Here is a 23,729-nt window from a genome sequence, read left to right as displayed (position 1 = left end):
CATTGGAGCCTATTCTATTTTCTTTCGGCACTTTCACGTCATTAAATTGTAATGTATGGGTGTCGCTTCCGCGAATTCCTAGTTTATCTTCTTTGGGACCAATATGAAAACCTTCCATGCCTTTTTCAATAATAAAAGCATTGATGCCATGAGATCCTTTATCTCTATCGGTTTGCGCAATGACTATATATACATCAGAGCGTCCCCCGTTTGTTATCCAGTTTTTTGTGCCGTTCAAAAGATAATGGTCACCTTTATCTAATGCTGTAGTTTTTTGGGATGTGGCATCACTTCCTGCCTCTGGTTCACTTAAACAAAATGCGCCAACAAATTCACCGGTCGCTAATTTGGTCAAGTATTTTTGTTTTTGTTCTTCAGAACCATAGGTTTCTAAGCCATAGCACACTAAAGAATTATTTACAGACACAATCACTGAAGCCGAAGCATCAACTTTAGAGAGTTCTTCCATAATGAGCACATAAGATATGGCATCCATACCGCTTCCGCCGTATTTAGGATCGACCATAATACCCATAAAACCTAAATCGCCCATTTTACGAACCAATTCGTTAGGAAATTCTTGTTTGTTATCGCGTTCAATAACGCCGGGAAGTAATTCTGTTTGTGCAAAATCGCGAGCGGCATCGCTTATCATGATGTGTTCTTCTGAAAGATTAAAATCCATAGTGTATTTATACTGTTAATTTGATAAAAAACGAGTACAAATATAGCTTATTAGTGTCATATTTTCAATAAGTATTGCTATTTTTACTTAATATGACAAAGGCTGAATATCACGTTATCGGAGTTATGTCAGGAACCTCTCTAGACGGTGTTGATTTAGCTTATATTAGATTCGATTTTAACGGGAATTGTAGTTTTGAGATTATCAATGCTATTACCATATCGTATTCTAATTCGTGGCGGAAAACATTGGGAAATCTAATAGATAAATCTTTGGAAGAACTACATGGTATCGATTCCTCTTATACAGATTATCTTGCCGAAGTGATAAGTAGTTTTATCAAATCTAATAAAATAAAGGTTCTTGATGCCATTTGTTCACATGGTCATACCGCGTTGCATCAACCGGAGCATAAATTAACATATCAGATTGGTAATATGCCTAAATTGGCAGATTTACTGAATAAAACAATAGTTTGTGATTTTAGAGTTCAGGACGTTGATTTAGGTGGACAAGGCGCTCCCTTGGTACCCATTGGTGATGATTTGCTGTTTTCTGAATTTGATTACTGTTTGAACTTGGGTGGTTTCGCGAATGTCTCAACGGAGATAGATTCAAAACGAATCGCGTTTGATATCTGTCCTGTAAATATTATACTCAACCATTATGTCAACCAACACGGATTAGCTTATGATGATGAGGGAAAGATAGCTTCGACAGGTAATTTAAACTCTGAATTATTACAGAAGTTGAATGAACTAGAATTTTATCAAAAGCCACATCCTAAGTCTTTAGGTCTCGAATGGGTGAAAACAGAGATATTTCCTTTGATAGATTCTTATAATTTAGAGACTCCCGATGTTTTAAAAACCTGTATTGAACACATCGCTGTTCAAATTTCAAGTGAGATTAATAAAAAATCAGATGTTACTGTTTTAGTAGCAGGAGGCGGGGTTTTTAATAGCTTTCTAATAGATAGAATCAGATCACTTTCTGTAAATGATATTGTAATACCTTCAAAACAAGTTATAGAATTTAAAGAAGCTTTAATTTTTGGATTACTTGGGGTGCTGAAATTAAGGAATGAAGTCAATTGTTTAAGCAGTGTAACAGGCGCATCTATGAATCATAGTTCAGGTAAAATTTATCATCCTTAAAAATAATGAAAAATTAATCTTATTGCTTTTTTAGTTTTTTATATTTGTCAGATTAATAATTAAAAAAAATTTCAGAATGAATCAACTTTAGCTACGCTAACCAGTAACTTCGAAGACGAGCATAAGCTAAAATTGAATCGACTTAAATCTAGAAATGAAAGAATTATTAAAGAAGTACGAAAATAAAGAACCCGAAATTGTTTTTAATTGGAAAGATTCCGAAACAGAGGCCGAAGGATGGACTGTTATAAATTCATTACGCGGTGGTGCTTCTGGTGGCGGAACTCGGATGCGCAAAGGTTTAGATATGAATGAAGTGCTTTCCTTAGCTAAAACTATGGAAATTAAATTTACGGTGTCTGGGCCAGCTATTGGCGGTGCAAAATCTGGAATAAATTTTGATCCTAAAGATCCTCGAAAAAAAGGGGTATTAGAGCGCTGGTATAAAGTGGTTTCGCCATTGCTTAAAAGTTATTACGGTACAGGTGGCGATTTAAATGTGGACGAGATCCATGAGGTGATTCCCATTACAGAAGCTAGTGGTGTTTGGCATCCGCAAGAAGGTGTTTTTAACGGTCATTTTAAGCCAACAGAGGCCGACAAAATAAACAGAATTGGTCAATTACGGCAAGGGGTTATCAAGGTGATTGAGAACGCTGATTATTCGCCAAGTGTATCAAAAAAATATACCGTAGCCGATATGATTACAGGCTTTGGGGTTGCAGTTGCTGTGAAACAATATTATAGCGTATACGGTGGAGATGTAAAAGGAAAGCGTGCTGTAGTGCAAGGATTTGGAAATGTTGGTGCTGCTGCTGCCTTTTATTTATCACAAATGGGTGCTAAAATTGTTGGTATCATTGATATTACAGGTGGTTTAATTAATGAGGAAGGGTTTACCCACGAAGAAATAACGAATTTATTCTTAGCGAAAACAGGAAATACTTTGGTAAGTGACAATTTAATTCCTTTTGAGGAAATAAATAAAAAAATATGGTCCATAAAGACAGAAATATTTGCACCTTGTGCTGCATCGAGGTTAATTACACTTCATCAAATTGATGAATTGATTGATAGCGGATTGGAAGTGATCTCCTGTGGAGCCAATGTGCCCTTTGCCGATACGGAAATATTCTTTGGACCCATTATGGAGCACACGGATTATCGGGTGAGTCTAATTCCCGATTTTATTTCAAATTGTGGAATGGCGCGCGTTTTTGCCTACTTTATGGAGCGTAAAGTTCAAATGACAGATGAAGCTATTTTTAACGATACATCCGAAATAATAAAAGAGGCTATTGAAAAAGTTTACGAAAAAAATCCATCTAAAACAGGAATCAGTGCCACAGCATTCGAAATAGCATTAAGTCAACTAATATAAAACCGAATTTATGGAATCAGTAATCATTTTAGTATTTGTGATGGGCTATTTAGCCATTACTTTAGAGCATAGTATAAAAATTGATAAACTCATTCCTGCCTTAGTCATGATGGCCATTTGCTGGGCGCTTATTGCTTTGGGATTGGAGGGCTTTTCACAATGGTTTGATTCTTCTGAGCATGTTCTTCTAGAGGGCTTCGGGAGTTTTACTTCTGATGATAAAATGCATCTTATGGAAGAAACGCTCTTGCACCATTTGGGCAAGACTTCAGAGATATTGGTATTCCTTTTAGGGGCGATGACCATTGTAGAAATCATTGATTACTTTGACGGATTTTCTACCATTAAAGACTTTATAAAAACAAAAAAGAAAACGAAAATTCTTTGGATTTTTTCCATACTGGCATTTATTTTATCTGCTATTATTGATAACTTAACTGCTACCATAGTATTGATTTCTATTCTTCAAAAAATAGTAAAAGATAGAAGTATTCGAATCTGGTTTGCAGGCTTAATCATCATTGCAGCTAATGCCGGTGGTGCTTGGTCACCAATTGGAGATGTTACTACAACGATGCTTTGGATTGGCAAAAAGGTAACTACGGGTCATTTAATTGGCTATCTGTTCGTGCCTTCTTTAATATGTATGATTGTACCATCATTTATTGCATCATTTTTACCCGTGTTTAAGGGGGATTTAGAGGTTGAGGAAGAGTTGGAAACTAAGAAGAAATCTAAATTTAGTAGTACGATGTTATATTTAGGCTTGGGCGCTATTGTTTTTGTGCCTATTTTTAAAATGATTACACATTTACCACCTTACGTAGGTATGATGTTATCTTTGGGGGTAGTAGCTATTTTTGCTGAAATCTATAGCAGTTCTAAATTTAGTTTGACTGAATTTGATTCAGAAGAAAGCGATGCACATGCACATCATAGTCCTGTTCATCAATCCTTATCAAAAATAGAGCTTCCTAGTATTTTATTTTTCTTGGGTATTTTAATGGCTGTAGCTGCTTTGGAGTCCTTAGGAATATTGTTCAATTTTGCTGAATCCCTGCAAGACAGTATGCCGATGCTTGGGACAGAAATGCACCAGGGTAGTCATAAAGGGGTTTCAGATTTAGTGGTATTATTACTAGGCGTAGGTTCGGCTGTTATTGATAATGTACCTTTAGTAGCTGCGAGTCTTGGCATGTTCCATGAGCCTATTGATAATGAACTTTGGCACTTTATTGCCTATTCAGCAGGTACAGGAGGTAGTATGCTCATCATAGGGTCTGCCGCTGGAGTTGTTGCCATGGGTATGGAAAAAATAGACTTCTTTTGGTATTTAAAAAAGATATCTTGGTTGGCCCTTCTAGGGTTTCTAGCGGGTGCAGCGGCCTTTATGGTAACCAGAACACTCTTTTAACAACAAAAAAGTAGAACTTTATATTATAAATTTTAATAATTACGTCTATTTTATATAAAGTATCGTATCTCTAAAATAAACACTGCGATACTTTATAAAGAAAACTTACGTTATACAGTTGCAATAAATTTAATATTATATGCTGAACACAATTTTACAAACTACGCAAAGTGGCGCAGAAATCATTACAGATGAAGAATCTGTAGAAAAAACACTTTCCATAATAGAATTAATCGGTAGCGGGGGTGTTGCTGGACAGCTAATTATAGCAGTGCTATTTTTACTTTTGGTTTTTGCTATTTACATTTATTTCGAACGCATTTTTGCGATAAAAGCAGCTTCTAAAGTTGATGCTAATTTCATGAATCAAATTAAAGACCATGTAAGTCATGGTAAAATTGACTCTGCTCAAATGCTTTGTGCCCAAGTCAATTCACCTGTTTCTCGTTTAATTGGCAAAGGCATTTCAAGAATAGGAAAACCACTGGCAGATATAAACACGGCTATCGAAAATGCTGGACGTTTAGAAATTTATGGCTTAGAAAAGAATGTGAGTGTGCTAGCCACCATTTCTGGAGCAGCACCCATGATAGGGTTTCTTGGTACGGTAATTGGAATGATATTAGCCATATTTGAATTGGCAAATGCTGGAGGCACAATACAAATGGATGTTTTAGCAGGTGGTTTATACACCGCTATGACAACTACTGTTGCAGGTTTAATTGTTGGTATTGTCGCTTATATAGCCTACAATCACCTTGTGGTGAGAACAGATAAGGTTGTTTATCAAATGGAAGCAAATTCATTAGAGTTTTTAGATCACTTAAACGAACCTACGTAGTATGAACTTTAGAGGAAGAAATAAGGTTACACCAGAATTCAATATGTCATCCATGACAGATATTGTATTTCTGTTGCTTATATTTTTTATGATTGCTTCTACTCTTGTAACTACTAATGCCATAGACATTTTATTGCCAAAAGCCAGTGGTAAAACAGAGAATAAAAAATCGGTTGCCGTCAGTATCAAAAAAGATTTGACCTACTATATCGATCAAAAACGAGTTGGAGAAAGCGTTCTAGAGAATCAATTGCTTGCGGCGCTTTCGTCTCAAGACAAACCAACTATTATTTTAAGAGCTGAAAAATCTGTACCTGTTGAAAATGTAGTCAAAGTCATGGATATAGCAAATAGGAATAAGTTTAAAGTTATATTGGCTGTTAAGCCAAATTGATTTGATCATTAAGTCGAGTAATTTCAATTGAAATATTAAACTGATGCTGATGAGTTTTAAAAGATGAAGTATTTAGAAACCAAACATGAAAGGAATTCAGCAAAACTAACAGCTTTAATCAGCGTTATCATTTTGCTATTATTGTTTGTGGTTGGTACAACTTATATGGATCCGCCAGAGGAATTTGGTGTTGCAGTAAACTTTGGGACTACCGATTTTGGTAAAGGTAATGTACAACCCAAAAAGACAATAAAATCGAAGCCTAAAGAAATTAATGAGCTGCCACAACCGGAGGCATCGAAAGCGGAACCTACAACATCTTCGGAAACTAAGGAAGAGGTCTTAACCGCTGATAATGCAGAAGCCATTGCCATAAAAAAGCAAAAAGATGCTGAGGCTAAGGCAAAGGCTATTGCAGATGCTAAGGCCAAAGCAGAAGCCGATAGAATTGCCAAGGAAAAAAGTGAGCAAGAAGCCAAAAAGAAAAAATTAGATGCCCTAATTGGTGGTGTTAGTAAATCTGATGGTACAGAATCAGGAAGTGAAGGGAATGATAACCAAACAGGTGATAAAGGCCAATTAGATGGCGACCCGTATGCTCCAAGTTATTTTGGTGGCGCTGGTACAGGCACCGGTGGTGTGGGTTATGGTTTAAATGGAAGGGGCAGAGCCTCGTACCAAACCTTAAAACAGGATTGTAATGAATCTGGTATGGTTATCGTAAAAATTATCGTGAATCAAAATGGGAATGTGGTTGAAGCCGTTCCAGGTGTAAAAGGCACAACAAACACCTCACAATGTTTATTGACACCAGCAAAAAAAATAGCCTTGTCCCATAAATGGCCAGCGGATTCTAAAGCGCCTGCAAAACAAATTGGTTTTGTGAAGGTAAACTTCAAATTGGGACAATAATCTTACCAATTAAACTTTAAAAATGGTTCACGTAAATCGTTTCTTTTGTGTTTATCCGTCGTTAAAAAATGTAACCGTAACTAATGCTATGCTTAAATTTTTTGCCTGGACTAATCAAAGAATAATTCAATTTTCTTATGCACAACCTTAAAATTTATTTGGTATAATGACTTACCAAGATACTCTAAATTGGATGTTTTCGCAACTGCCAATGTATCAACAGCAGGGTAAAAGTGCTTATAAAACAGACCTGTCAAATACCTTAAATCTTTCAAAATATTTAAATTTTCCCGAGAAAAACTTTAGGTCAGTTCATGTTGCTGGTACTAACGGGAAGGGTTCAACAAGTCATATGCTAGCTTCTGTTTTACAAGAAGCAGGCTATAAGGTAGGTTTGTATACGTCACCACACTTAAAAGGTTTTAGAGAGCGTATAAAGATTAATGGTGAGGAAATAAGCAAGCAGTTTGTTATTGATTTTATAAAACGAAATAAGACGTTTTTTGAATCTCATCAATTATCGTTTTTTGAAATGACAGTTGGCATGGCATTCGAATATTTTTCACAACAACAGGTTGATATTGCGATTATTGAAGTTGGGCTTGGTGGTCGATTGGATTCTACAAATATCATCACACCAGAAGTTTCAGTTATTACCAACATTGGTTTGGATCATACCCAGTTTTTAGGAGGTACTTTAGAGGCTATTGCTTTTGAAAAAGGAGGGATTATTAAACCCCACGTTCCAGTAGTTATTGGCGAAACCCAAGAAGAAACCAAATCTGTCTTTGTAGATTTAGCAAAGAAGAATCATTCAAAAATTATTTTTGCTGATGATGAACTTGATATAATTCATTATGAGAGTGACCTTAAGGGTAGTTATCAGTCTAAAAATATAAAAACTACATTAAGCACCATTATTGAATTAAAATCTAGAGGTTTTGAGATAACAAATGAGCACATTAAACAAGGCTTACTACATGTTGTTAAGAATACCAAATTATTGGGTAGATGGCAAGTTTTAAGAACCATTCCAAAAGTAATTTGTGATACGGGACATAACCGTGAAGGACTCACTCAGGTGATGAATCAATTGATAAATGAACCCTACGAAGCCTTGCACGTCGTTTTTGGTGTTGTAAATGATAAAGATTTGAATTCAATTATAGATTTATTACCTCAAAAAGCGACCTATTATTTCTGCAAACCAAATATTCCAAGAGGCTTAGAAGCGAAAAAATTGAGAGTATTTTTTTCTAAATATAGTTTAATAGGTGAAAGTTATAATTCTGTAAATGAAGCTTATAAGGTTGCCTTGAAAAACGCTAATGCAAAGGATGTTATTTTTGTAGGTGGTAGTTCATTTGTAGTTGCAGAAATAATTTGATTTTTTATTGAAAAAGTTTTTGCAATGTTAAAAACTAGATTATATTTGCATCCCGATAGTTATCGGGACTATTGAGGGCGCATAGCTCAGTTGGTTCAGAGCACTTGGTTTACACCCAAGGGGTCGGGGGTTCGAATCCCTCTGCGCCCACAGAAAATCCTAAGGTTTTTATCTTAGGATTTTTATTTTTTAGTATCTTTAATAATCTAAAATAATGTTTCATTTAAAGGGTCATTAACTCAGTTGGTTTAGAGTGTTACCTTGACAGGGTAGAAGTCACTGGTTCGAATCCAGTATGACCCACAAAACAGATAATAGCCTGTTTAATATATTTAGAGGAGTTCTAAAATGCGCTCTAAAGCCATGCCCCTAGAACCTTTTATAAGAACTGTGGCGTTTCCGATTACAGAAGTATCAAAATTGTTTTTAAAATCCGTAAAGGTTTTAGTTTTTTTAACCTTATCAGAATCAACTTCGGTTCCATAAAAATTTTCACCAATAAAAATAAGTTGGTCAATTTGCAGTCTAAGTGCTAAATCAGCAATATCATTATGTTCTTGTTTCGATTCTTTACCAAGTTCAAACATGTCACCAAGAATGGCTATTTTATGTCCAGATTGTTTTTCAAGATTTAATAAAGCAGCCCGCATACTTGTTGGATTCGCATTATAAGCATCTAAGATGATTTTATTAGTACCTTTATTAATGATTTGAGAACGGTTGTTGGAAGGCACATAACATTCTATAGCAGATTTAATCGCGGAATCTTTAACTTTAAAATAATTACCTATGGCAATAGCAGCAGCAATATTGTTGAAGTTGTAATCCCCAATAAGTTGACTATGTATTTCTAATGTATTATAACTGCATTTTACAAAAGGTTGTGCTTCAACAAAATCTATCGAAACATCTGTTCCTTCAATATGATATCCAAAAGAGAATCGCTTGGCATCTTTAGTTTTTTCAACTTGAATAGGATCATTGGCATTGACAAAAATGGTTTTATTATTTGCCATTAAATAATCATACATCTCGCTCTTGCCCTTAATAACCTCTTCAACACCACCAAACCCTTCCAAATGGGCTTTTCCAAAATTGGTGATATAGCCATAATCTGGTTTGGCAATATCACATAAAAACGCAATTTCTTTTTGGTGGTTTGCACCCATTTCAACAATACCAATTTCAGTATCCTGATCCATGGCCAGCAAGGTTAATGGGACACCAATGTGGTTGTTTAAATTGCCAATAGTGGCCGTGGTTTTATATTTCTCAGACAACACGGCTCTAATAAGCTCCTTCGTCGTGGTTTTACCATTACTACCCGTGAGTGCGATTATCGGTGTTTTTAAGTAAGCTCTATGGTAAGATGCTAATTGTTGGAAGGTGCTCAACACATGGTTTACAAGAATACAGTTCGGATGTGTATTAAAAGCTTCTTCATCTATAATAGCATATTTGGCTCCAGAATTCAGCGCTTCTTTAGCATATTTGTTACCGTTAAAATTGTCACCTTTAAGAGCGAAAAACATAACGCCTTCTTTGTTGTTTCGTGTGTCTGTACTAACTGAAGTACATTGCAAATAAATTTTGTGAAGCTGCTCTATAGTCAAAATTAAGGTATAAAATTGTTGAATTAAAAGTATTAAAAAAGTCCTAACTATGGGTTAGGACTTTTGAATTATTTTATAAAAGAAGGATTAGTTCTTCGTTTTGTTTTTCTTGTTCGATTTAGAACCAACACGAGACATCGCACATCTAAACCCGATGTAATCGGTAGCCATGTCCTGTGGGAAATAACGTCTTTGAGCTGGATCTAACCAATACTCTCTGTCTTTCCAAGAACCTCCTTTATAGACACGTACTTCGTCATTAATTAAAGATGTCCTGTTGTTTCCTTTATCATATTCTCTTATAATGTTACCATCTTCATCTCTAGAAATAGCATGTTTTGGAGAATTGTACATTTTTCTAGTAGTTGAAGTATTACCTTCTTCCGATTCGTCATCATTAAAACTTTCAAAGTTACGTGACGATCTTCTATCACCATCTCTAAAGTTTATTTCATTACTCTTATCGAAATTCGTTCTTAAGTACGTTTCATTTTCGTCAATAGGAACTTGAACAATTTCACCAGGTAAATTTCTTGCGATGACTTTACCATTAGACAAGGTGTCATAAATAATATCATCAGTAGTAACGATTTTTACCGTACCGTCTTCATTGATCGCGTTTTTTGTGTAAACATTACCACGGTAGTAATTAAAGTCGTTAAACTCATCATCTACAATAGGGCGATAAACATCGGCAACCCATTCGGCTACATTACCAGCCATATCATATAAACCATAATCATTAGGCTCGTAAGATCTTACAGCGTTAGTGATATCGGCACCATCATCAGACCATCCTGCAATGCCACCATAATCACCTTTTCCTTGCTTAAAATTAGCCATTTGATCGCCACGTACTTTACGTTTTCCAGAACGGGTATATTGTCCGTCCCATGGGTATTTTTTACGACCTCTATATAAGTTATAGCTTCTGATTTCACTTAAGCCTAAAGCTGCATATTCCCATTCAGTCTCTGTTGGGAGTCTGTATTTTGGAGTAATAAGTCCGCTTTCACGCGTGGCGTACAAGTTAGATTCATTACCATCTGCATCTACACGAACATTTCTTTTGTTGCGTCCATCAGCATTTATAATTTCTTCATTACCACCATAAGTTTGGGTTGGTGCATTAATATAAGTTTCTGTATTAAATGTCGCATCTGCATTAACTTCCATAGTTTTAGCATCACGCTTAATATAGCCAGCTTGTTCTAAATTAGCTTCGTTAACACGGTCTGTTCTCCAATTTGCAAATTCAACGGCTTGAATCCAACTTACCCCTACAACTGGATACTCTCCATAACCTGGATGACGTAAGTAGTTTTCGGTCATAATTTCGTTGAAACCAAGTCTATTTCTCCATACTAATGTATCTGGTAAAGCACCTTCATAGATAGCTCTGAAATTTTCATCAGATGGCGGATAAACGCGTTTGATCCAATCTAAATACTCTAAATACATCATGTTTGTAACCTCAGTTTCATCCATGTAAAATGATTGTACGTGTTGCTGTGTTGGTGTATTGTTCCAATCATGCATCACATCATCTTGAACACGACCTTTGGTAAATGTACCACCCTCTACAAAAACTAAACCAGGGGATGCTTCTTGACCCTTAAAGTCTGTATTGTATTGAAAACCACCTTCTCGGTCGTTTATCTGCCATCCGGTAGCTCTAGAACTATTCTTAGAGCCAGACGATTTTTTACAACTAAATGCGGCTAGAGACACAGCCATAATTAGTAAAACCTTGAATGCTACCACTTTTTTCATATCCATATCTTTAAGTAAGCTAATATAATTTTGGTGCTGCAATATATGAATTAAACCTTACAAAGCAAGCATATTTATGCATTTTGACTAAAAAAAAGTGTATTTCATCCTATTTTTTAGACCATACAACGATGATTTGGCCGTTTTCCGACTCTCAACTGAGTTATATTAACGCAGGTTTTACTCATTTATTATTGTATTTTTGCCAGAGCTGATTATTTTGTTGTTTTTTAATAATAACATGATGCAAAAAGCGTTATTCAATCAATGAGAGAGAAATTTTTACTACTATTTTTATTAGTGTCTATTGGTGTTTTTGGTCAACAAAAGACATTTAACCTCACATGGGAAGGTACCCAAACCATGTCTGCGGCAAGTTTTTCTAAGCAAATCCCATCTTTTAACAAAGAAAATTTTAGTTACGATTTTGAAAGCGGACTTCAGTTTATAGCCCAATGGGAAATTTCTAGTCCAATTAACGAATCTTCAATAACGGTAACCAATATTGTATACGCTTCTATTTCAAAAGCAGATTTAGGGGATTTGGAACTCGATAAAATACCGAGTTCATTAAAATATTCCTTAAATAATTCAGTAGGTAGGGATTCACGTTTTGCATTTTTAAAGTTATCGCCTATAATTAAAACAGCCAATGGGAACTATAAAAAAGCGATCTCATTTAAAATTAATTACAAGCAATCTTTGAGTGCTAAGCAATCCTCTACTGCAAATAAATTTAGAAGTAATTCTAAAGTGGTTACAAACTCCGTATTAAGGTTGGGAGAATGGTATCGTTTTTATGTGGACACGACAGGTGTTTTTAAACTATCAAAAAGTTTTTTGCAACGCTTGGGGGTGAATGTTAATTCTGTTGACCCTAGAACTATAAAAATTTATGGAAACGGCGGTAGAATGATTCCTTATTCTAATGCAACACCTTATCCGTTAGATGTTCAGGAAAATGCCATAAAATTTGTTGGGGAGGAAGATGGCGTTTTTGATAATCAAGACCATATTATTTTTTATGCACAGGGACCTAAAGAGCTACAAGCAGAAAGTAATACAAATATCAATTGTTATACAGATAAGACGTATTATTATGTGAATGTGGGTTCTAGTTTAGGGAAACGCATACAACCATTTACGCAACCTACAGGTTCGGTTGATATGGTGATAAATACATTTGATGATTATCAATTTCACGAAGTTGATGACTATAATATTGCGTTTTTAGGTAGACGGTGGTTTGGAGATCGTTTTGATATTGATTCCAATAAAACATTTGAATTTGATTTTCCTAATTTAGTTACTACAGAGCCTATACGCCTTAAGGTTTATGTGGCAGCAGCATCGTCTTCGGCTAGTTCCATGGCATTAAGTATGAATGGAGTAGTTATTTCTACATTATCCATGGGCGCCATATCAAATGCGGCACTTGCGGACGATGCATCATATAATAGTACCATTAGTGTTAGTGGGTCTCCAATTACAGTGGGTTTGGATTTTGATAATCAGGGTAACCCAAGTGCGCTAGGATATTTAGACTATATAAGCATTGAAGCGACCAGAGCTTTAAAATTTGAAGGCAAACAATTTCAATTTAAGAAGTATGCTACGGCACTGGCATCAGGAATAGGGCAATATGAAATTATAAATGCAGCAGAAATATCTGAAATTTGGAATGTGACAGATTTATATAATGTCACGAATTTCGAAAATACTGATGCCGCTTCAACCTTAAACTTTACATCATCTTTAGGGGTTTTAAAAACTTTTGTAGCCGTTACTGAAAGTGATTATTTTGAACCTAAATTTGATGGCACTACTACTGTAGCAAATCAAAATATAAAAGGGACTATCTTTTTAAATAATCAAGGTGAATTTCAAGATGTGGATTATATAATAGTTGCCCCAGATAATATGATTAATGAAGCCGAACGTCTTGCTCAGATTAATCGAAACCAATATAATCTCAATGTAAAAACAATGGCGTTAAGTCATATCTATAACGAATTTAGTACGGGCAACCAAGATATTGGAGCTATAAGGAATTTGATAAAATATGTCTATGATAATGCCAGTTCACCGGCCAAGCGAATAAAATATGTATGTCTCTTTGGAGATGGTTCTTTTGATTATAAAGATAGAATTCCAAACAATACGAACATTGTACCATCTTGGTATTCTTATAATAGCTTCAATCTGACCAATTCATTCGTTTCGGATGATTTTTTTGGCATGATGGATAGCAATGAAGGTGCTATGAATACGAATGAGAGACTCGATATTGCTATAGGAAGGATTCTAGCCGATACGCCACAACGTGCTAAAATTTTGGTCGATAAAGTAGAAACCTATTATTCAAAAGAATCTTTTGGTAGCTGGAGAAATAATTTTGTGCTCATTTCAGATGATGTGGATCAAGATTGGGAAGGTATAATTCAGGGAACTACAGATAAAATTGCAGAAGAGGTTACCACAGAAAAACAATTTGTGAACTCTATCAAAATACATTCTGATGCTTTTAGACAAGAAACTTCTGCCGGAGGAAACAGATATCCTAAAGTAGAGGATGAGATCGCCAATAGTATCGATAAGGGTGCTTTGGTGGTTAATTATTTTGGGCATGGCGGAGAAGATGGTTTGGCTTCCGAACGTATTTTTATGAAACCTGATGCCAACGGTCTGAGAAATTTTTGTAAGCTAAATTGTTTTGTTACCGTAACCTGTGAATTTACCAAATTTGACAACCCGCTTAGGGAAACAGCTGGGGAATTAACGTACTGGAATAAAGAAGCTGGATCCATTGCTTTAATTACAACCACCCGTCAAGTTTTTGTAACCTTCGGTATAAACTTTAATGAGGCATTAGGACAATATTTATATTCTTTTAGTGATAATGATACGTTCTCAGATTTTGAATATCCCTCCATGGCAGAGGCCTTGCGATTGGCAAAAACCGACCCAGAAATTGCTGGTTCTAGTCAGAGACGATTGGTATTTTTTATTGGCGATCCAGCCATGAAACTTCAAGTCCCTAAGCCAAATATCAAACTTACAACCATAAACGATGTGCCTTTAGAGCAAGCAACAGATACGCTCAAAGCATTGAGCTATGTAAAGTTGGCTGGAGAAGTTACAGGTCTTTCAGGTAATATTCTTAATGATTATTCAGGAACGCTTTCAACAACTATCTATGACAAAGATATTAGTAGACAGACGCTTGCTAACGATGGGACTACCTTAAACGGAGAACTCATTACTTTAGATTTTAGGACGTCTGGCGAGATTATCTTTAGAGGTCAGGCTTCTGTAACGAATGGGCAGTTTGAATTTGATTTTGTGGTACCTAAGGATATTGGTATTCCTGTTGGTTTTGGCAAAGTTAGCTTCTATGCCAAGAATTCTACAAAACTGGAGGATCAAACAGGGGCAAGCATCAACACTGTTAAAATTGGCGGTATTAATGAGAATGCCGTAGCAGATAATATTGGACCCGTTATTGCTTTGTACATGAATGATGAAAACTTCGTTTCGGGTGGTATAACCAATGAATCCCCAACTTTGCTTGTAAAGTTAGAAGACGATAATGGGATTAACACAGCAAGTGGTATAGGTCATGATATCGTGGCTATTTTAGATGATGACGAAACCAACCCGATTGTATTGAATGATTATTACCAAACGGAAGTTGATGATTATAAAAAAGGTGTGGTTAGTTTTCCTTTGCGCGATATAGAACCCGGATTGCACACTTTAAAAATCAAAGCTTGGGATGTGTACAATAACTCTTCAGTTTCCGAAATTCAATTTTTGGTGTTCGATAAAGATCAGGATTTAGTCATCAACAATGTACTTAACTACCCTAATCCGTTTGTGAATTATACAGAATTTTGGTTTAATCACAATAGTTCGGAACCTTTAGACGTTTCTATACAGATATTCACCGTTTCAGGAAAACTGGTAAGAACCATAAACGGGCAAACCACGGGAGGGATAAAAACCACCAGTTCGCTTTCAAGAGATTTGGTTTGGGATGGGCGTGACGATTTTGGTGATAAGATAGGAAAGGGAACCTATGTGTATAAACTTTCGGTTCGTTCTAATCTGTTAAACAAGAAAGTTGAAAAAATTGAGAAACTTGTCATACTATAATAAAAAATTATATTTGTTAAATAAATCCATTACATGAAGAATCATATATTGCTAGCTATTGCCCTCACGTTTATTGTTAAAATAAATGCTCAAGAAACTATTATTTTTCCTAATCAAGATAGACGTGTTATAACAACGGGCGTTCCATTCTTACTTATAGCACCAGATGCTAGAGCTGCTGCCATGGGAGATATGGGGGTTGCCACATCTGTGGATGCCTTTTCCCAACAGTGGAATTCATCCAAATATGCATTTTCAGAAACTAAATCGGGTATAGGCGTTAGTTATACTCCGTATTTGAGCAAACTAGTAAATGATATTTTCTTAGGAAATGTTACGTATTTTAATCGATTAGATGAAAAAAGTGCATTTGCGATAAGTTTAAAATATTTCTCGCTAGGTGATATCGAATTTGTAACGGATGAGTTTTCTACAGCATTAATTCAACGACCAAATGAGTTCACTTTAGATGTATCTTATGCCTTAAAGCTTTCAGATCAATTTGCCATGTCTGTCGCTATGCGTTATTTGCGTTCAGATTTAAAGTTAGATGGGGTTGATGGTGATGCCACACCTGCAAGTACGTTTGGAGTTGATGTTTCTGGGTATTATCAGAGTGAAGAAGAAGCCTATTCAGATTTTAATGGCCGTTGGAGAATGGGATTTGCCATTCAAAATATTGGGCCAAAATTTAAGTATGATGAAGGTGGTGTCGAAAACTTTCAACCAACCAATTTACGTTTAGGGGCAGGTTTCGATTTTATCTTTGATGATTATAACAAAATAGGGGTCACTGCTGAAATAGGCAAGTTATTGGTGCCAACACCACCTGTATATGGTTATGTTGATACGGACGGTGATGAAAATCAAGGCAATGATGAGCCCACTATTATAGTGGAAGGAAAAGACCCCGATGTTAGTTTTTTAAGTGGGATGTTTCAATCTTTTGGCGATGCACCAGATGGTTTTAGTGAGGAATTAAAAGAGTTTACTTGGTCTTTAGGAGCTGAATACCTATATCAAGATTCATTTGCATTTAGAGCAGGTTATTTTAATGAAAGCGAAGAAAAAGGGGCGAGAAAGTTTTTAGCACTTGGTGCTGGTTTTAAAGCCAATGTGGTGAATATAGATTTATCGTACTTATTTTCAGCATCCAAAGTACAGAGTCCATTAGAAAATACGTTACGTTTTTCTCTAACCTTTAACATTGGAGCAGGAGAATATGTAGAATATTAAGATGTTTCAAAAAATAGATATTAAAAACTATTGCGAAAGCAATAGTTTTTTTGTCTAAATTAGTTCGCTAACTTAACCAAAGATAATTTATGAAGGAAGTAAAAATAGAATCCACCTTATTTGTATTTGAAAACAAGGAAGAACTTCCTAAAGATATATTAAAATTAATGGATCAAGCCACAAAGGCTAGGTTAAAGGCCTATGCGCCTTATTCTAATTTTTATGTTGGCGTCGCCGTATTATTGGATAATGGCGAGGTTATATTAGGTAATAATCAAGAAAACGCATCCTTTCCTTCTGGTTTATGCGCCGAGCGAACTGCTATTTATTATGCAGGGGCAGAATACCCTGATGCCAAAATAATTCGAATGGCCATTATTGCAGGATCAAATAAAAACATTACCACCAAGCCTATTCCACCTTGTGGGGCTTGCAGACAAGCCATAGCAGAATATGAAATTAAACAAGATGCACCTATTGAAATGTATTTTATGGGTGAAGAGGGAAAGGTGGTGAAATCCAATTCGCTATCAAATTTACTGCCATTAATGTTTGATAAATCGGTGCTATAACTTACCGTTAAATCAAAACCTGAACGTTTTTGAAATACAACAGATTTGCAATACATCAATTTTTGATAAACAAAAATATAAAATTTATAGGGTGACTAGCGACCAGCTAATTTTTCACTAAATTTTATTAGTTTAATGAATTTACGTTTTCGCAATACCTTGAGATGTATTACTTTTGTATTTCGCTTAAAGTAATCGCAAATTCAGTTTAGTGTATAAGAAAATGCTATCTTAACATATTAAGTTTGAAGTCAGAGTGATACTAATTTAACAACCTAATAGTAGTCGATGCAAAAAATCACAAAAGAAACATATCTAAAATGGTATGAGGATATGTATTTCTGGAGAAAGTTTGAAGATAAACTGGCCGCAGTATATATACAACAAAAAGTAAGAGGGTTTCTTCATTTATATAACGGACAAGAGGCCGTTTTAGCGGGCGCACTGCACGCTATGGATTTAACCAAGGACAAGATGATTACGGCCTATAGAAATCACGTACAACCTATTGGTATGGGTGTCGATCCTAAGCGTGTGATGGCTGAGCTTTATGGAAAAGTCACAGGGACTTCTAAAGGCATGGGTGGCTCCATGCATATTTTTTCTAAGGAACATCGGTTTTATGGAGGTCACGGTATTGTTGGTGGCCAAATTCCATTAGGTGCCGGAATTGCCTTTGGTGATAAATATCACGATAGTGATGCAGTTACCTTATGTTGTTTTGGTGATGGAGCAGCAAGACAAGGGTCGTTGCATGAAACCTTTAACTTGGCAATGCTTTGGAATTTACCTGTCGTTTTCGTTTGTGAAAATAACGGGTATGCCATGGGAACTTCGGTTGCACGAACAGCGAATCATACAGATATTTGGAAATTAGGAAAAGGTTACGAAATGCCCTGTGGGCCAGTTGATGGCATGAACCCCGTAAAAGTAGCTGAAGCCTTTGATGAAGCCATTCAAAGGGCTCGTCGTGGTGGCGGACCAACATTTTTAGAACTAAAGACGTACCGTTATAGAGGACATTCCATGAGTGATGCACAGCATTATAGAACCAAGGATGAAGTTAAGGAATACAAGAAAATTGATCCAATTACACAGATGAAAGATGTTATTCTTGAAAAGAAATATGCCACTGAAGAAGATCTTAAAGTGATTGACAAGCGTGTGAAGGATTTGGTTTCAGAATGTGAAAAATTTGCAGACGAATCGCCATATCCAGAAACCCAGCAACTTTACGATATGGTTTACGAGCAAGAAGATTATCCATTTATACAACATAAATTATAAGCTATGGCTATAGTAGTGAATATGCCGCGTTTGAGCGATACCATGGAAGAAGGAACCGTTGCGGCTTGGTTAAAAAAAGTAGGTGACACTATTGAAGAAGGTGATATTTTAGCCGAAATTGAAACAGATAAAGCGACTATGGAGTTTGAGTCCTTCAATGAAGGGACACTGCTTCATATAGGTGTCCAAGAAGGCGAAACCACTAAGGTAGATGAGCTTTTAGCCATTATTGGAGATGAGGGTGAAGATATTTCTGAATTGTTAAACGATAAAGCTTCAACAAAGGAAAAAGAAGAAAAACCTGAAACAAAAAAGGAAGAAACTACTGAGAAAGAATCAGAACAACAAACCCCAATCGAAGCAGAATCTGCTTCCTCTCCGAAGGAGAGGACTGAGGAGAGGCTTCCAGAAGGTGTTATTGTGGTTACGATGCCTCGTCTTAGTGATACTATGGAAGAAGGAACCGTGGCAACATGGTTGAAAAAAGTTGGGGACACCGTTGAAGAAGGCGATATTTTAGCTGAAATTGAAACTGACAAAGCAACGATGGAGTTCGAATCATTTCAATCTGGAACCTTATTAGAGATTGGATTGCAAGAAGGAGAATCCGCAAAAGTGGATGCCTTGTTAGCCATTATAGGACCAGCAGGAATAGATGTTTCTGGAATAGCTGCTAATTTTAAAGGGCCTGAATCTGCAGATTCACCTAAACAAGATGAGTCTCCAAAAAGTGAGAAAAAACAGGGCACATCTAAGGCATCTTCTCCTGTCACTTCGAGCGCAGTCGAGAAGTCACAAAAACCTTCACCAACGCCAGTAACAGCAAACGGACGCATATTTGTATCACCGTTAGCTAAGAAACTGGCAGAAGAAAAAGGCATTAATTTAACGCAAGTTCAAGGTTCGGGAGAACAAGGACGTATTGTTAAACGCGATATAGAAAACTATACGCCTACAGCTCAATCTGCAGCTTCTGCGGGTAAATTTGTAGCAACAGGTCAGGAAGATTTTGAAGAGGTTCCTAACTCGCAAATGCGTAAAGCCATTGCAAAAGCCTTAACGAATTCTAAGTTTACTGCGCCACATTATTATTTAAATGTGGAGTTTGATATGGAAAATGCTATGGCGTTTCGGGCACAATTCAATTCTATTCCAGATACTAAAATATCATATAATGATATGATTGTTAAAGCCTGTGCTTTGGCTTTAAAACAACACCCTCAGGTGAATTCTCAGTGGTTTGCAGACAAGATGCGCTTAAATAATCATGTGCATATAGGCGTGGCCGTGGCTGTACCAGATGGTTTGGTTGTTCCTGTAGTGAAATTTGCCAACGAGCAAAGCTTACCGCAAATTGGGGCAGCAGTAAAAGACCTGGCCGGAAAAGCTAGAAATAAAAAATTAACACAACAAGAAATGGAAGGCAGTACCTTTACGGTATCTAACCTCGGTATGTTTGGTATAGATACGTTTACATCTATTATAAATCAGCCAAATTCAGCGATTCTTTCTGTTGGAAATATTGTTGAAAAACCAGTGGTTAAAAATGGGCAAATTGTTGTTGGAAACACGATGAAGCTATCTTTAGCCTGTGACCATAGAACAGTAGATGGTGCGACAGGAGCACTATTTCTGCAAACACTAAAAGGGTTTATAGAAAACCCTGTAACGATGTTGGTATAACCTTAATTTAAAATTTTTGATACATTTAAAGAAGCTGAATTATCTGTTTTTAACTTATAATTCAGCTTTCTTTTTTATTAATGGTTTGGTTTAATATTTTGGTTTACCTTGAATAAATTATTAGGATCGTACTTTGCCTTAATTTTGGCTAGTCTTTGGTAATTGCTTTTATAACTAGCTTGAACACGTTCCTGCCCTTCGTCCATCATAAAATTGGAATAAGCACCGCCAGAAGAATAGGGGTGTAGTGCTTCCCAATAATCTTTACACCAATTGGTGATTTTACCGGCATTATCAGGATCTGGATCTACACCAACGATTACCCCAGCGTATTTTGCATCGCGATATGCCCAGGGCGTATCGGTAGAACCAACTCTGCTTGCTGCACCGCTAATTGGGTACAAATGCATTTGTGAAAGCGGAGTTGGTATTTGAGCTCCAAATTTTAAATGTGCTGCCCTTACTTTTGAACCTAATTCCTTAAAGAAATCGGCTCGCCAGTACCACTGCAGTCCAGGTGGTAATAAGCCGTCAAATAAGGTTTGGATTGCTGGATATGGCATTTCACCAACATGAGCGAAAACGGGGTTCAAACCCATAGCCGGTTGTATTAATTCATCAAATTCCTTTTGACTACCAGTAAAACACCAAACAATGCCGCAGTAGGGATTTCCGTGTAAAAAATCTGGAAAGGGAGCTCCTGGAATAACCATGGTCGCTATAAAACCATTTAACTCGTCTGGAGCATTATTTATAAACTCATGATACCATGCCATAATTTCTTCCGTTTGTTCAATAGGCCATAAGGTTGGTCCTCCAATAACGGTTTTAACGGGATGCGCTTGAAATTTAAATGATGTTACAATTCCAAAGTTTCCACCACCACCTCTAATGGCCCAAAATAAATCGGTATTTTGATTAGCATTGACAGTAACCACAGATCCATCTGCCAAAATCATATCCGCTTCTAATAAATTATCAATGGTTAATCCATATTTTCGAGATAAATGCCCAACCCCACCACCAAGGGTGAGTCCGCCAACACCTGTTGATGAGATAATACCAGCGGGTACTGCGAGTCCAAAAGGATGGGTCGCATGATCAACTTCGCCCCAAAGGTTGCCGCCTCCAACTCTTACGGTGTTATTTGAAGTATCTACACGAACAAATTTTAATCCTGATAAATCAATGACCAGTCCATCATTACATAAGCCTAAGCCTCCGCCATTATGGCCACCGCCTCGCACAGCGACTAACAGATTGTTGTCTCTTCCAAAATTTACTGCGGCAATAACATCGGCCACATCAACACACATTACAAATAAACCAGGGTGTTTGTTAATCATACCATTATATATCTTTCGTGTATCATCATAATTGGTGTCTGTTGGTTTAATAATCTCACCTCTTAATTGAGAGGCAAATGCTTCTATTAATTCAGGTTCTAAATTTTTTACTAAATTTTTCATATTATATTGATTTTAGTTGGTTAATTAAAGAAACTTAATAGTTTTGCACTAATTTTTTAATGGTGAATGATGTTCGTGAACCATTTTCCAACCATCATTTGTTTCTACAAAAAGTAAAGTAATTTGGTCGTTTACAACAACAAGGTCTTTACCAAATTTTAAATGAAAATCTGAGTGAAATGTTAGATTGGCTACTTGGCCATATACAGCAATTTTCAAATCTTTTGCGTCAAACTTTATGACTTCGGTGACAGAACCAAAAACATTACGTTCGTGAATCTCGTTTGCTTCACCTCCATTTCTTGGTTATCCGTTTTTAAATTCGGTAAACTTTGGGCCATAGGCATGAAAAGAGATGAGTTTATCTATGTCTCCATCTTTTATGCTTTGTGCAATAGCACCAAATGTTTCTAAAACCTCCTTCTCAGCTTTTGGAAATTGAGCATTGATGAGGTTACGTTGCGCGATACAGGTTGTAGATAAAAAACCAAATATCATAATAAATGTAAATGCTATTCTTGTTTTCATAATTATAGTTTTGTTATTATAAATCAAAACTATAAAGAGAGCAGTAAACAGACCGATACATTTAATCCAAAAAAGTAGAATTTTGAACCATAGGAAAAATGAAGCGTAGAATAGAGGTGTCTTAAGTGATATGCTGTTGAATATATTTTGAAGGTAGAATACCATATTTATCTAGAAAACACTTTGAAAAATATGCGGCACTATTAAAACCTGTCTCAAAAGCAATTTCAGAAATGTTGCCTTGTTGCTTATGTAATAAGTTAAGCGCTCTATGTAGGCGGAATTCTTTCATGAAATTATTTGGTGATTGCCCTGTTAATTGGGTTAGTTTCCTATAAAGTTGCGATTTACTTAATCCTAGTGCCTTGCTAAAATCATTCACATGGAAGTTAGGCTTATTCCATACCTGTTCGACATAATCAATTAACTGTGATAGAAATTTTTCTTCATCAGGTTTTAGTACTTTAATCATTTTGTCATCAATAGAGGCATTCCTATTTTCACTCTCATATAATAATTTCACCTCGGTGGTAACTACAAGCTGCTCTTTAACAATATCACACATTCGTGTAGCTAATGTAATGGTGTCTTCAAAAATACTTTCTTTGTTAGTTATGGGAATACCAGAGCTTAATGCAATATTTAACCTACGTGGGGAGGCATCAAGCTTAGGTGTAACATATTTGAATTGAAATTTAATTTTTAAGGCGCATAAAACAGCATCGGTTACAGATTTAAAGGATACTAAATACGTGTTGTTGTCTTTTTTAACAACCCGACCGTTAAACTTTTTAAAGGTTTTAGATACATTATTATGGAATTTTTGAGCAAATATGGTAAATTGATTTGCTTCAAGCCGATTTAAATAATTACTGGTTTCTATGACCATTAAAACTCTGAAAGCAGGGTCATTTATAATATTCAGTTCAATGTTTTTTGATTTTTCAGGATCTTCTATTCTGCCTAAAAATGATTCTACTATGTTGCCTTCTACTTCAATTATTCGTAATGGCACATCGCCATGGGCCTTAGCATGTAAATCTTTAATGGCTTGTTCGTTTGGGGCTTCTACCAAACAGAACGCCGTTTGTCTTTTTTCGTCACACCAATATGTTAATCCGCGACAATTAAATTCATGTTCAATTTTTAAATCTGCTTGATGCATTTCCGCAACATGTTCTGAGGTAACCCCGTTAGGCATTTCATGAAGATCTAAATATAAAGGCATGATGTTTATTTTTA

At 36.0% G+C, this 23,729-nt stretch carries 19 protein-coding genes and 2 tRNA genes (1 of these 21 cut by a window edge); 14 read left to right on the top strand and 7 right to left on the bottom strand.

Features of this window, described 5'->3' with window-relative positions:
• Positions 1–685, bottom strand: the 5' portion of a protein-coding gene (locus FAF07_RS04465; RefSeq protein ID WP_142783978.1) for an acyl-CoA dehydrogenase. Its footprint begins 458 nt before the window's first position; 685 of the gene's 1,143 nt are visible here — the first part of the coding sequence; its start codon is at positions 683–685; its stop codon lies beyond the left edge, outside the window.
• A gap of 92 nt (positions 686–777) precedes the next feature.
• Between FAF07_RS04465 and FAF07_RS04460 the strand changes: the two genes are divergently transcribed.
• The 9 genes from FAF07_RS04460 to FAF07_RS04420 all read left to right on the top strand — a co-directional run bounded on the left by FAF07_RS04460 (position 778) and on the right by FAF07_RS04420 (position 8,474).
• Positions 778–1,842: an anhydro-N-acetylmuramic acid kinase gene (locus tag FAF07_RS04460; RefSeq protein ID WP_142783977.1), complete on the top strand. Its 1,065-nt coding sequence runs from the start codon at positions 778–780 to the stop codon at positions 1,840–1,842.
• A gap of 154 nt (positions 1,843–1,996) precedes the next feature.
• A complete protein-coding gene (locus tag FAF07_RS04455; RefSeq protein ID WP_142783976.1) occupies positions 1,997–3,223 on the top strand; it encodes a Glu/Leu/Phe/Val dehydrogenase dimerization domain-containing protein in 1,227 nt (408 codons plus the stop codon).
• Between the two features lie 10 nt (positions 3,224–3,233).
• A complete protein-coding gene (gene nhaD, locus FAF07_RS04450; RefSeq protein ID WP_142783975.1) occupies positions 3,234–4,637 on the top strand; it encodes a sodium:proton antiporter NhaD in 1,404 nt (467 codons plus the stop codon).
• Positions 4,638–4,776: 139 nt separating this feature from the next.
• Positions 4,777–5,478 carry a MotA/TolQ/ExbB proton channel family protein gene (locus tag FAF07_RS04445; protein WP_142783974.1) on the top strand — a complete coding sequence of 234 codons (702 nt, stop codon included), beginning with the start codon at positions 4,777–4,779 and terminating at the stop codon, positions 5,476–5,478.
• Position 5,479: 1 nt separating this feature from the next.
• On the top strand, positions 5,480–5,872 hold the full coding sequence (locus FAF07_RS04440; protein ID WP_142783973.1) for an ExbD/TolR family protein: 393 nt from the start codon (positions 5,480–5,482) through the stop codon (positions 5,870–5,872).
• A gap of 63 nt (positions 5,873–5,935) precedes the next feature.
• On the top strand, positions 5,936–6,784 hold the full coding sequence (locus FAF07_RS04435; protein WP_142783972.1) for an energy transducer TonB: 849 nt from the start codon (positions 5,936–5,938) through the stop codon (positions 6,782–6,784).
• A gap of 166 nt (positions 6,785–6,950) precedes the next feature.
• Positions 6,951–8,171 (top strand): bifunctional folylpolyglutamate synthase/dihydrofolate synthase, encoded by a 1,221-nt coding sequence (locus FAF07_RS04430; RefSeq protein WP_142783971.1) that lies wholly within the window; start codon positions 6,951–6,953, stop codon positions 8,169–8,171.
• 75 nt (positions 8,172–8,246) lie between these two features.
• A tRNA-Val gene (locus FAF07_RS04425) sits at positions 8,247–8,321 on the top strand.
• 78 nt (positions 8,322–8,399) lie between these two features.
• Positions 8,400–8,474, top strand: a tRNA-Val gene (locus FAF07_RS04420).
• Between the two features lie 29 nt (positions 8,475–8,503).
• Here the strand turns inward: FAF07_RS04420 and FAF07_RS04415 are convergent.
• Together FAF07_RS04415 and gldJ are read right to left on the bottom strand one after the other, a co-directional pair.
• On the bottom strand, positions 8,504–9,784 hold the full coding sequence (locus FAF07_RS04415) for a UDP-N-acetylmuramoyl-tripeptide--D-alanyl-D-alanine ligase (RefSeq protein ID WP_142783970.1): 1,281 nt from the start codon (positions 9,782–9,784) through the stop codon (positions 8,504–8,506).
• Positions 9,785–9,871: 87 nt separating this feature from the next.
• A complete protein-coding gene (gene gldJ, locus FAF07_RS04410) occupies positions 9,872–11,563 on the bottom strand; it encodes a gliding motility lipoprotein GldJ (RefSeq protein WP_185956516.1) in 1,692 nt (563 codons plus the stop codon).
• A 261-nt stretch (positions 11,564–11,824) separates the two neighbouring features.
• Here gldJ and porU point away from each other — a divergent pair, with 261 nt between their 5' ends.
• The 5 genes from porU (at position 11,825) to FAF07_RS04385 (ending at position 20,490) form a co-directional block, all read left to right on the top strand.
• Entirely contained in the window at positions 11,825–15,712 is a 3,888-nt protein-coding gene (gene porU, locus FAF07_RS04405; protein ID WP_142783968.1) for a type IX secretion system sortase PorU, read from the top strand.
• Positions 15,713–15,745: 33 nt separating this feature from the next.
• A complete protein-coding gene (porV, locus tag FAF07_RS04400; RefSeq protein ID WP_142783967.1) occupies positions 15,746–16,948 on the top strand; it encodes a type IX secretion system outer membrane channel protein PorV in 1,203 nt (400 codons plus the stop codon).
• An 89-nt stretch (positions 16,949–17,037) separates the two neighbouring features.
• Positions 17,038–17,520, top strand: coding sequence for a cytidine deaminase (locus FAF07_RS04395; protein ID WP_142783966.1), 483 nt, complete (start codon positions 17,038–17,040; stop codon positions 17,518–17,520).
• A gap of 288 nt (positions 17,521–17,808) precedes the next feature.
• Positions 17,809–18,807 carry a pyruvate dehydrogenase (acetyl-transferring) E1 component subunit alpha gene (gene pdhA / locus FAF07_RS04390; RefSeq protein WP_142783965.1) on the top strand — a complete coding sequence of 333 codons (999 nt, stop codon included), beginning with the start codon at positions 17,809–17,811 and terminating at the stop codon, positions 18,805–18,807.
• 3 nt (positions 18,808–18,810) lie between these two features.
• Positions 18,811–20,490: a pyruvate dehydrogenase complex dihydrolipoamide acetyltransferase gene (locus tag FAF07_RS04385; RefSeq protein WP_142783964.1), complete on the top strand. Its 1,680-nt coding sequence runs from the start codon at positions 18,811–18,813 to the stop codon at positions 20,488–20,490.
• 77 nt (positions 20,491–20,567) lie between these two features.
• Here the strand turns inward: FAF07_RS04385 and FAF07_RS04380 are convergent, their stop codons facing one another.
• The 4 genes from FAF07_RS04380 to FAF07_RS04370 form a co-directional block, all read right to left on the bottom strand.
• Positions 20,568–21,959: an FAD-binding oxidoreductase gene (locus FAF07_RS04380; RefSeq protein WP_142783963.1), complete on the bottom strand. Its 1,392-nt coding sequence runs from the start codon at positions 21,957–21,959 to the stop codon at positions 20,568–20,570.
• A 48-nt stretch (positions 21,960–22,007) separates the two neighbouring features.
• The gene (locus FAF07_RS18785) at positions 22,008–22,178 is read right to left on the bottom strand and encodes a nuclear transport factor 2 family protein (protein ID WP_246067769.1); all 171 of its coding nucleotides are present in this window, start codon (positions 22,176–22,178) and stop codon (positions 22,008–22,010) included.
• Positions 22,179–22,265: 87 nt separating this feature from the next.
• Positions 22,266–22,487 (bottom strand): hypothetical protein, encoded by a 222-nt coding sequence (locus FAF07_RS18780; RefSeq protein ID WP_246067768.1) that lies wholly within the window; start codon positions 22,485–22,487, stop codon positions 22,266–22,268.
• Between the two features lie 121 nt (positions 22,488–22,608).
• On the bottom strand, positions 22,609–23,715 hold the full coding sequence (locus FAF07_RS04370) for a nickel-binding protein (protein ID WP_142783962.1): 1,107 nt from the start codon (positions 23,713–23,715) through the stop codon (positions 22,609–22,611).
• Positions 23,716–23,729: the final 14 nt, after the last annotated feature.

Source organism: Changchengzhania lutea, assembly GCF_006974145.1.
Taxonomy (GTDB): domain Bacteria; phylum Bacteroidota; class Bacteroidia; order Flavobacteriales; family Flavobacteriaceae; genus Changchengzhania; species Changchengzhania lutea.
Note: the sequence above shows the minus strand (reverse complement) of the source record. Positions and strands in the feature narration are given on the sequence as shown.

Coding starts and splice junctions, on each gene's coding strand:
- FAF07_RS04455 (WP_142783976.1), top strand. CDS start 1,997: ATGAAAGAATTATTAAAGAAGTACGAAAATAAAGAACCCGAAATTGTT.
- FAF07_RS04445 (WP_142783974.1), top strand. CDS start 4,777: ATGCTGAACACAATTTTACAAACTACGCAAAGTGGCGCAGAAATCATT.
- FAF07_RS04440 (WP_142783973.1), top strand. CDS start 5,480: ATGAACTTTAGAGGAAGAAATAAGGTTACACCAGAATTCAATATGTCA.
- nhaD (WP_142783975.1), top strand. CDS start 3,234: ATGGAATCAGTAATCATTTTAGTATTTGTGATGGGCTATTTAGCCATT.
- gldJ (WP_185956516.1), bottom strand. CDS start 11,563: ATGGATATGAAAAAAGTGGTAGCATTCAAGGTTTTACTAATTATGGCT.
- FAF07_RS04380 (WP_142783963.1), bottom strand. CDS start 21,959: ATGAAAAATTTAGTAAAAAATTTAGAACCTGAATTAATAGAAGCATTT.
- porU (WP_142783968.1), top strand. CDS start 11,825: ATGAGAGAGAAATTTTTACTACTATTTTTATTAGTGTCTATTGGTGTT.
- FAF07_RS04395 (WP_142783966.1), top strand. CDS start 17,038: ATGAAGGAAGTAAAAATAGAATCCACCTTATTTGTATTTGAAAACAAG.
- FAF07_RS04430 (WP_142783971.1), top strand. CDS start 6,951: ATGACTTACCAAGATACTCTAAATTGGATGTTTTCGCAACTGCCAATG.
- porV (WP_142783967.1), top strand. CDS start 15,746: ATGAAGAATCATATATTGCTAGCTATTGCCCTCACGTTTATTGTTAAA.
- pdhA (WP_142783965.1), top strand. CDS start 17,809: ATGCAAAAAATCACAAAAGAAACATATCTAAAATGGTATGAGGATATG.
- FAF07_RS04460 (WP_142783977.1), top strand. CDS start 778: ATGACAAAGGCTGAATATCACGTTATCGGAGTTATGTCAGGAACCTCT.
- FAF07_RS18780 (WP_246067768.1), bottom strand. CDS start 22,487: ATGAAAACAAGAATAGCATTTACATTTATTATGATATTTGGTTTTTTA.
- FAF07_RS04385 (WP_142783964.1), top strand. CDS start 18,811: ATGGCTATAGTAGTGAATATGCCGCGTTTGAGCGATACCATGGAAGAA.
- FAF07_RS04370 (WP_142783962.1), bottom strand. CDS start 23,715: ATGCCTTTATATTTAGATCTTCATGAAATGCCTAACGGGGTTACCTCA.
- FAF07_RS04435 (WP_142783972.1), top strand. CDS start 5,936: ATGAAGTATTTAGAAACCAAACATGAAAGGAATTCAGCAAAACTAACA.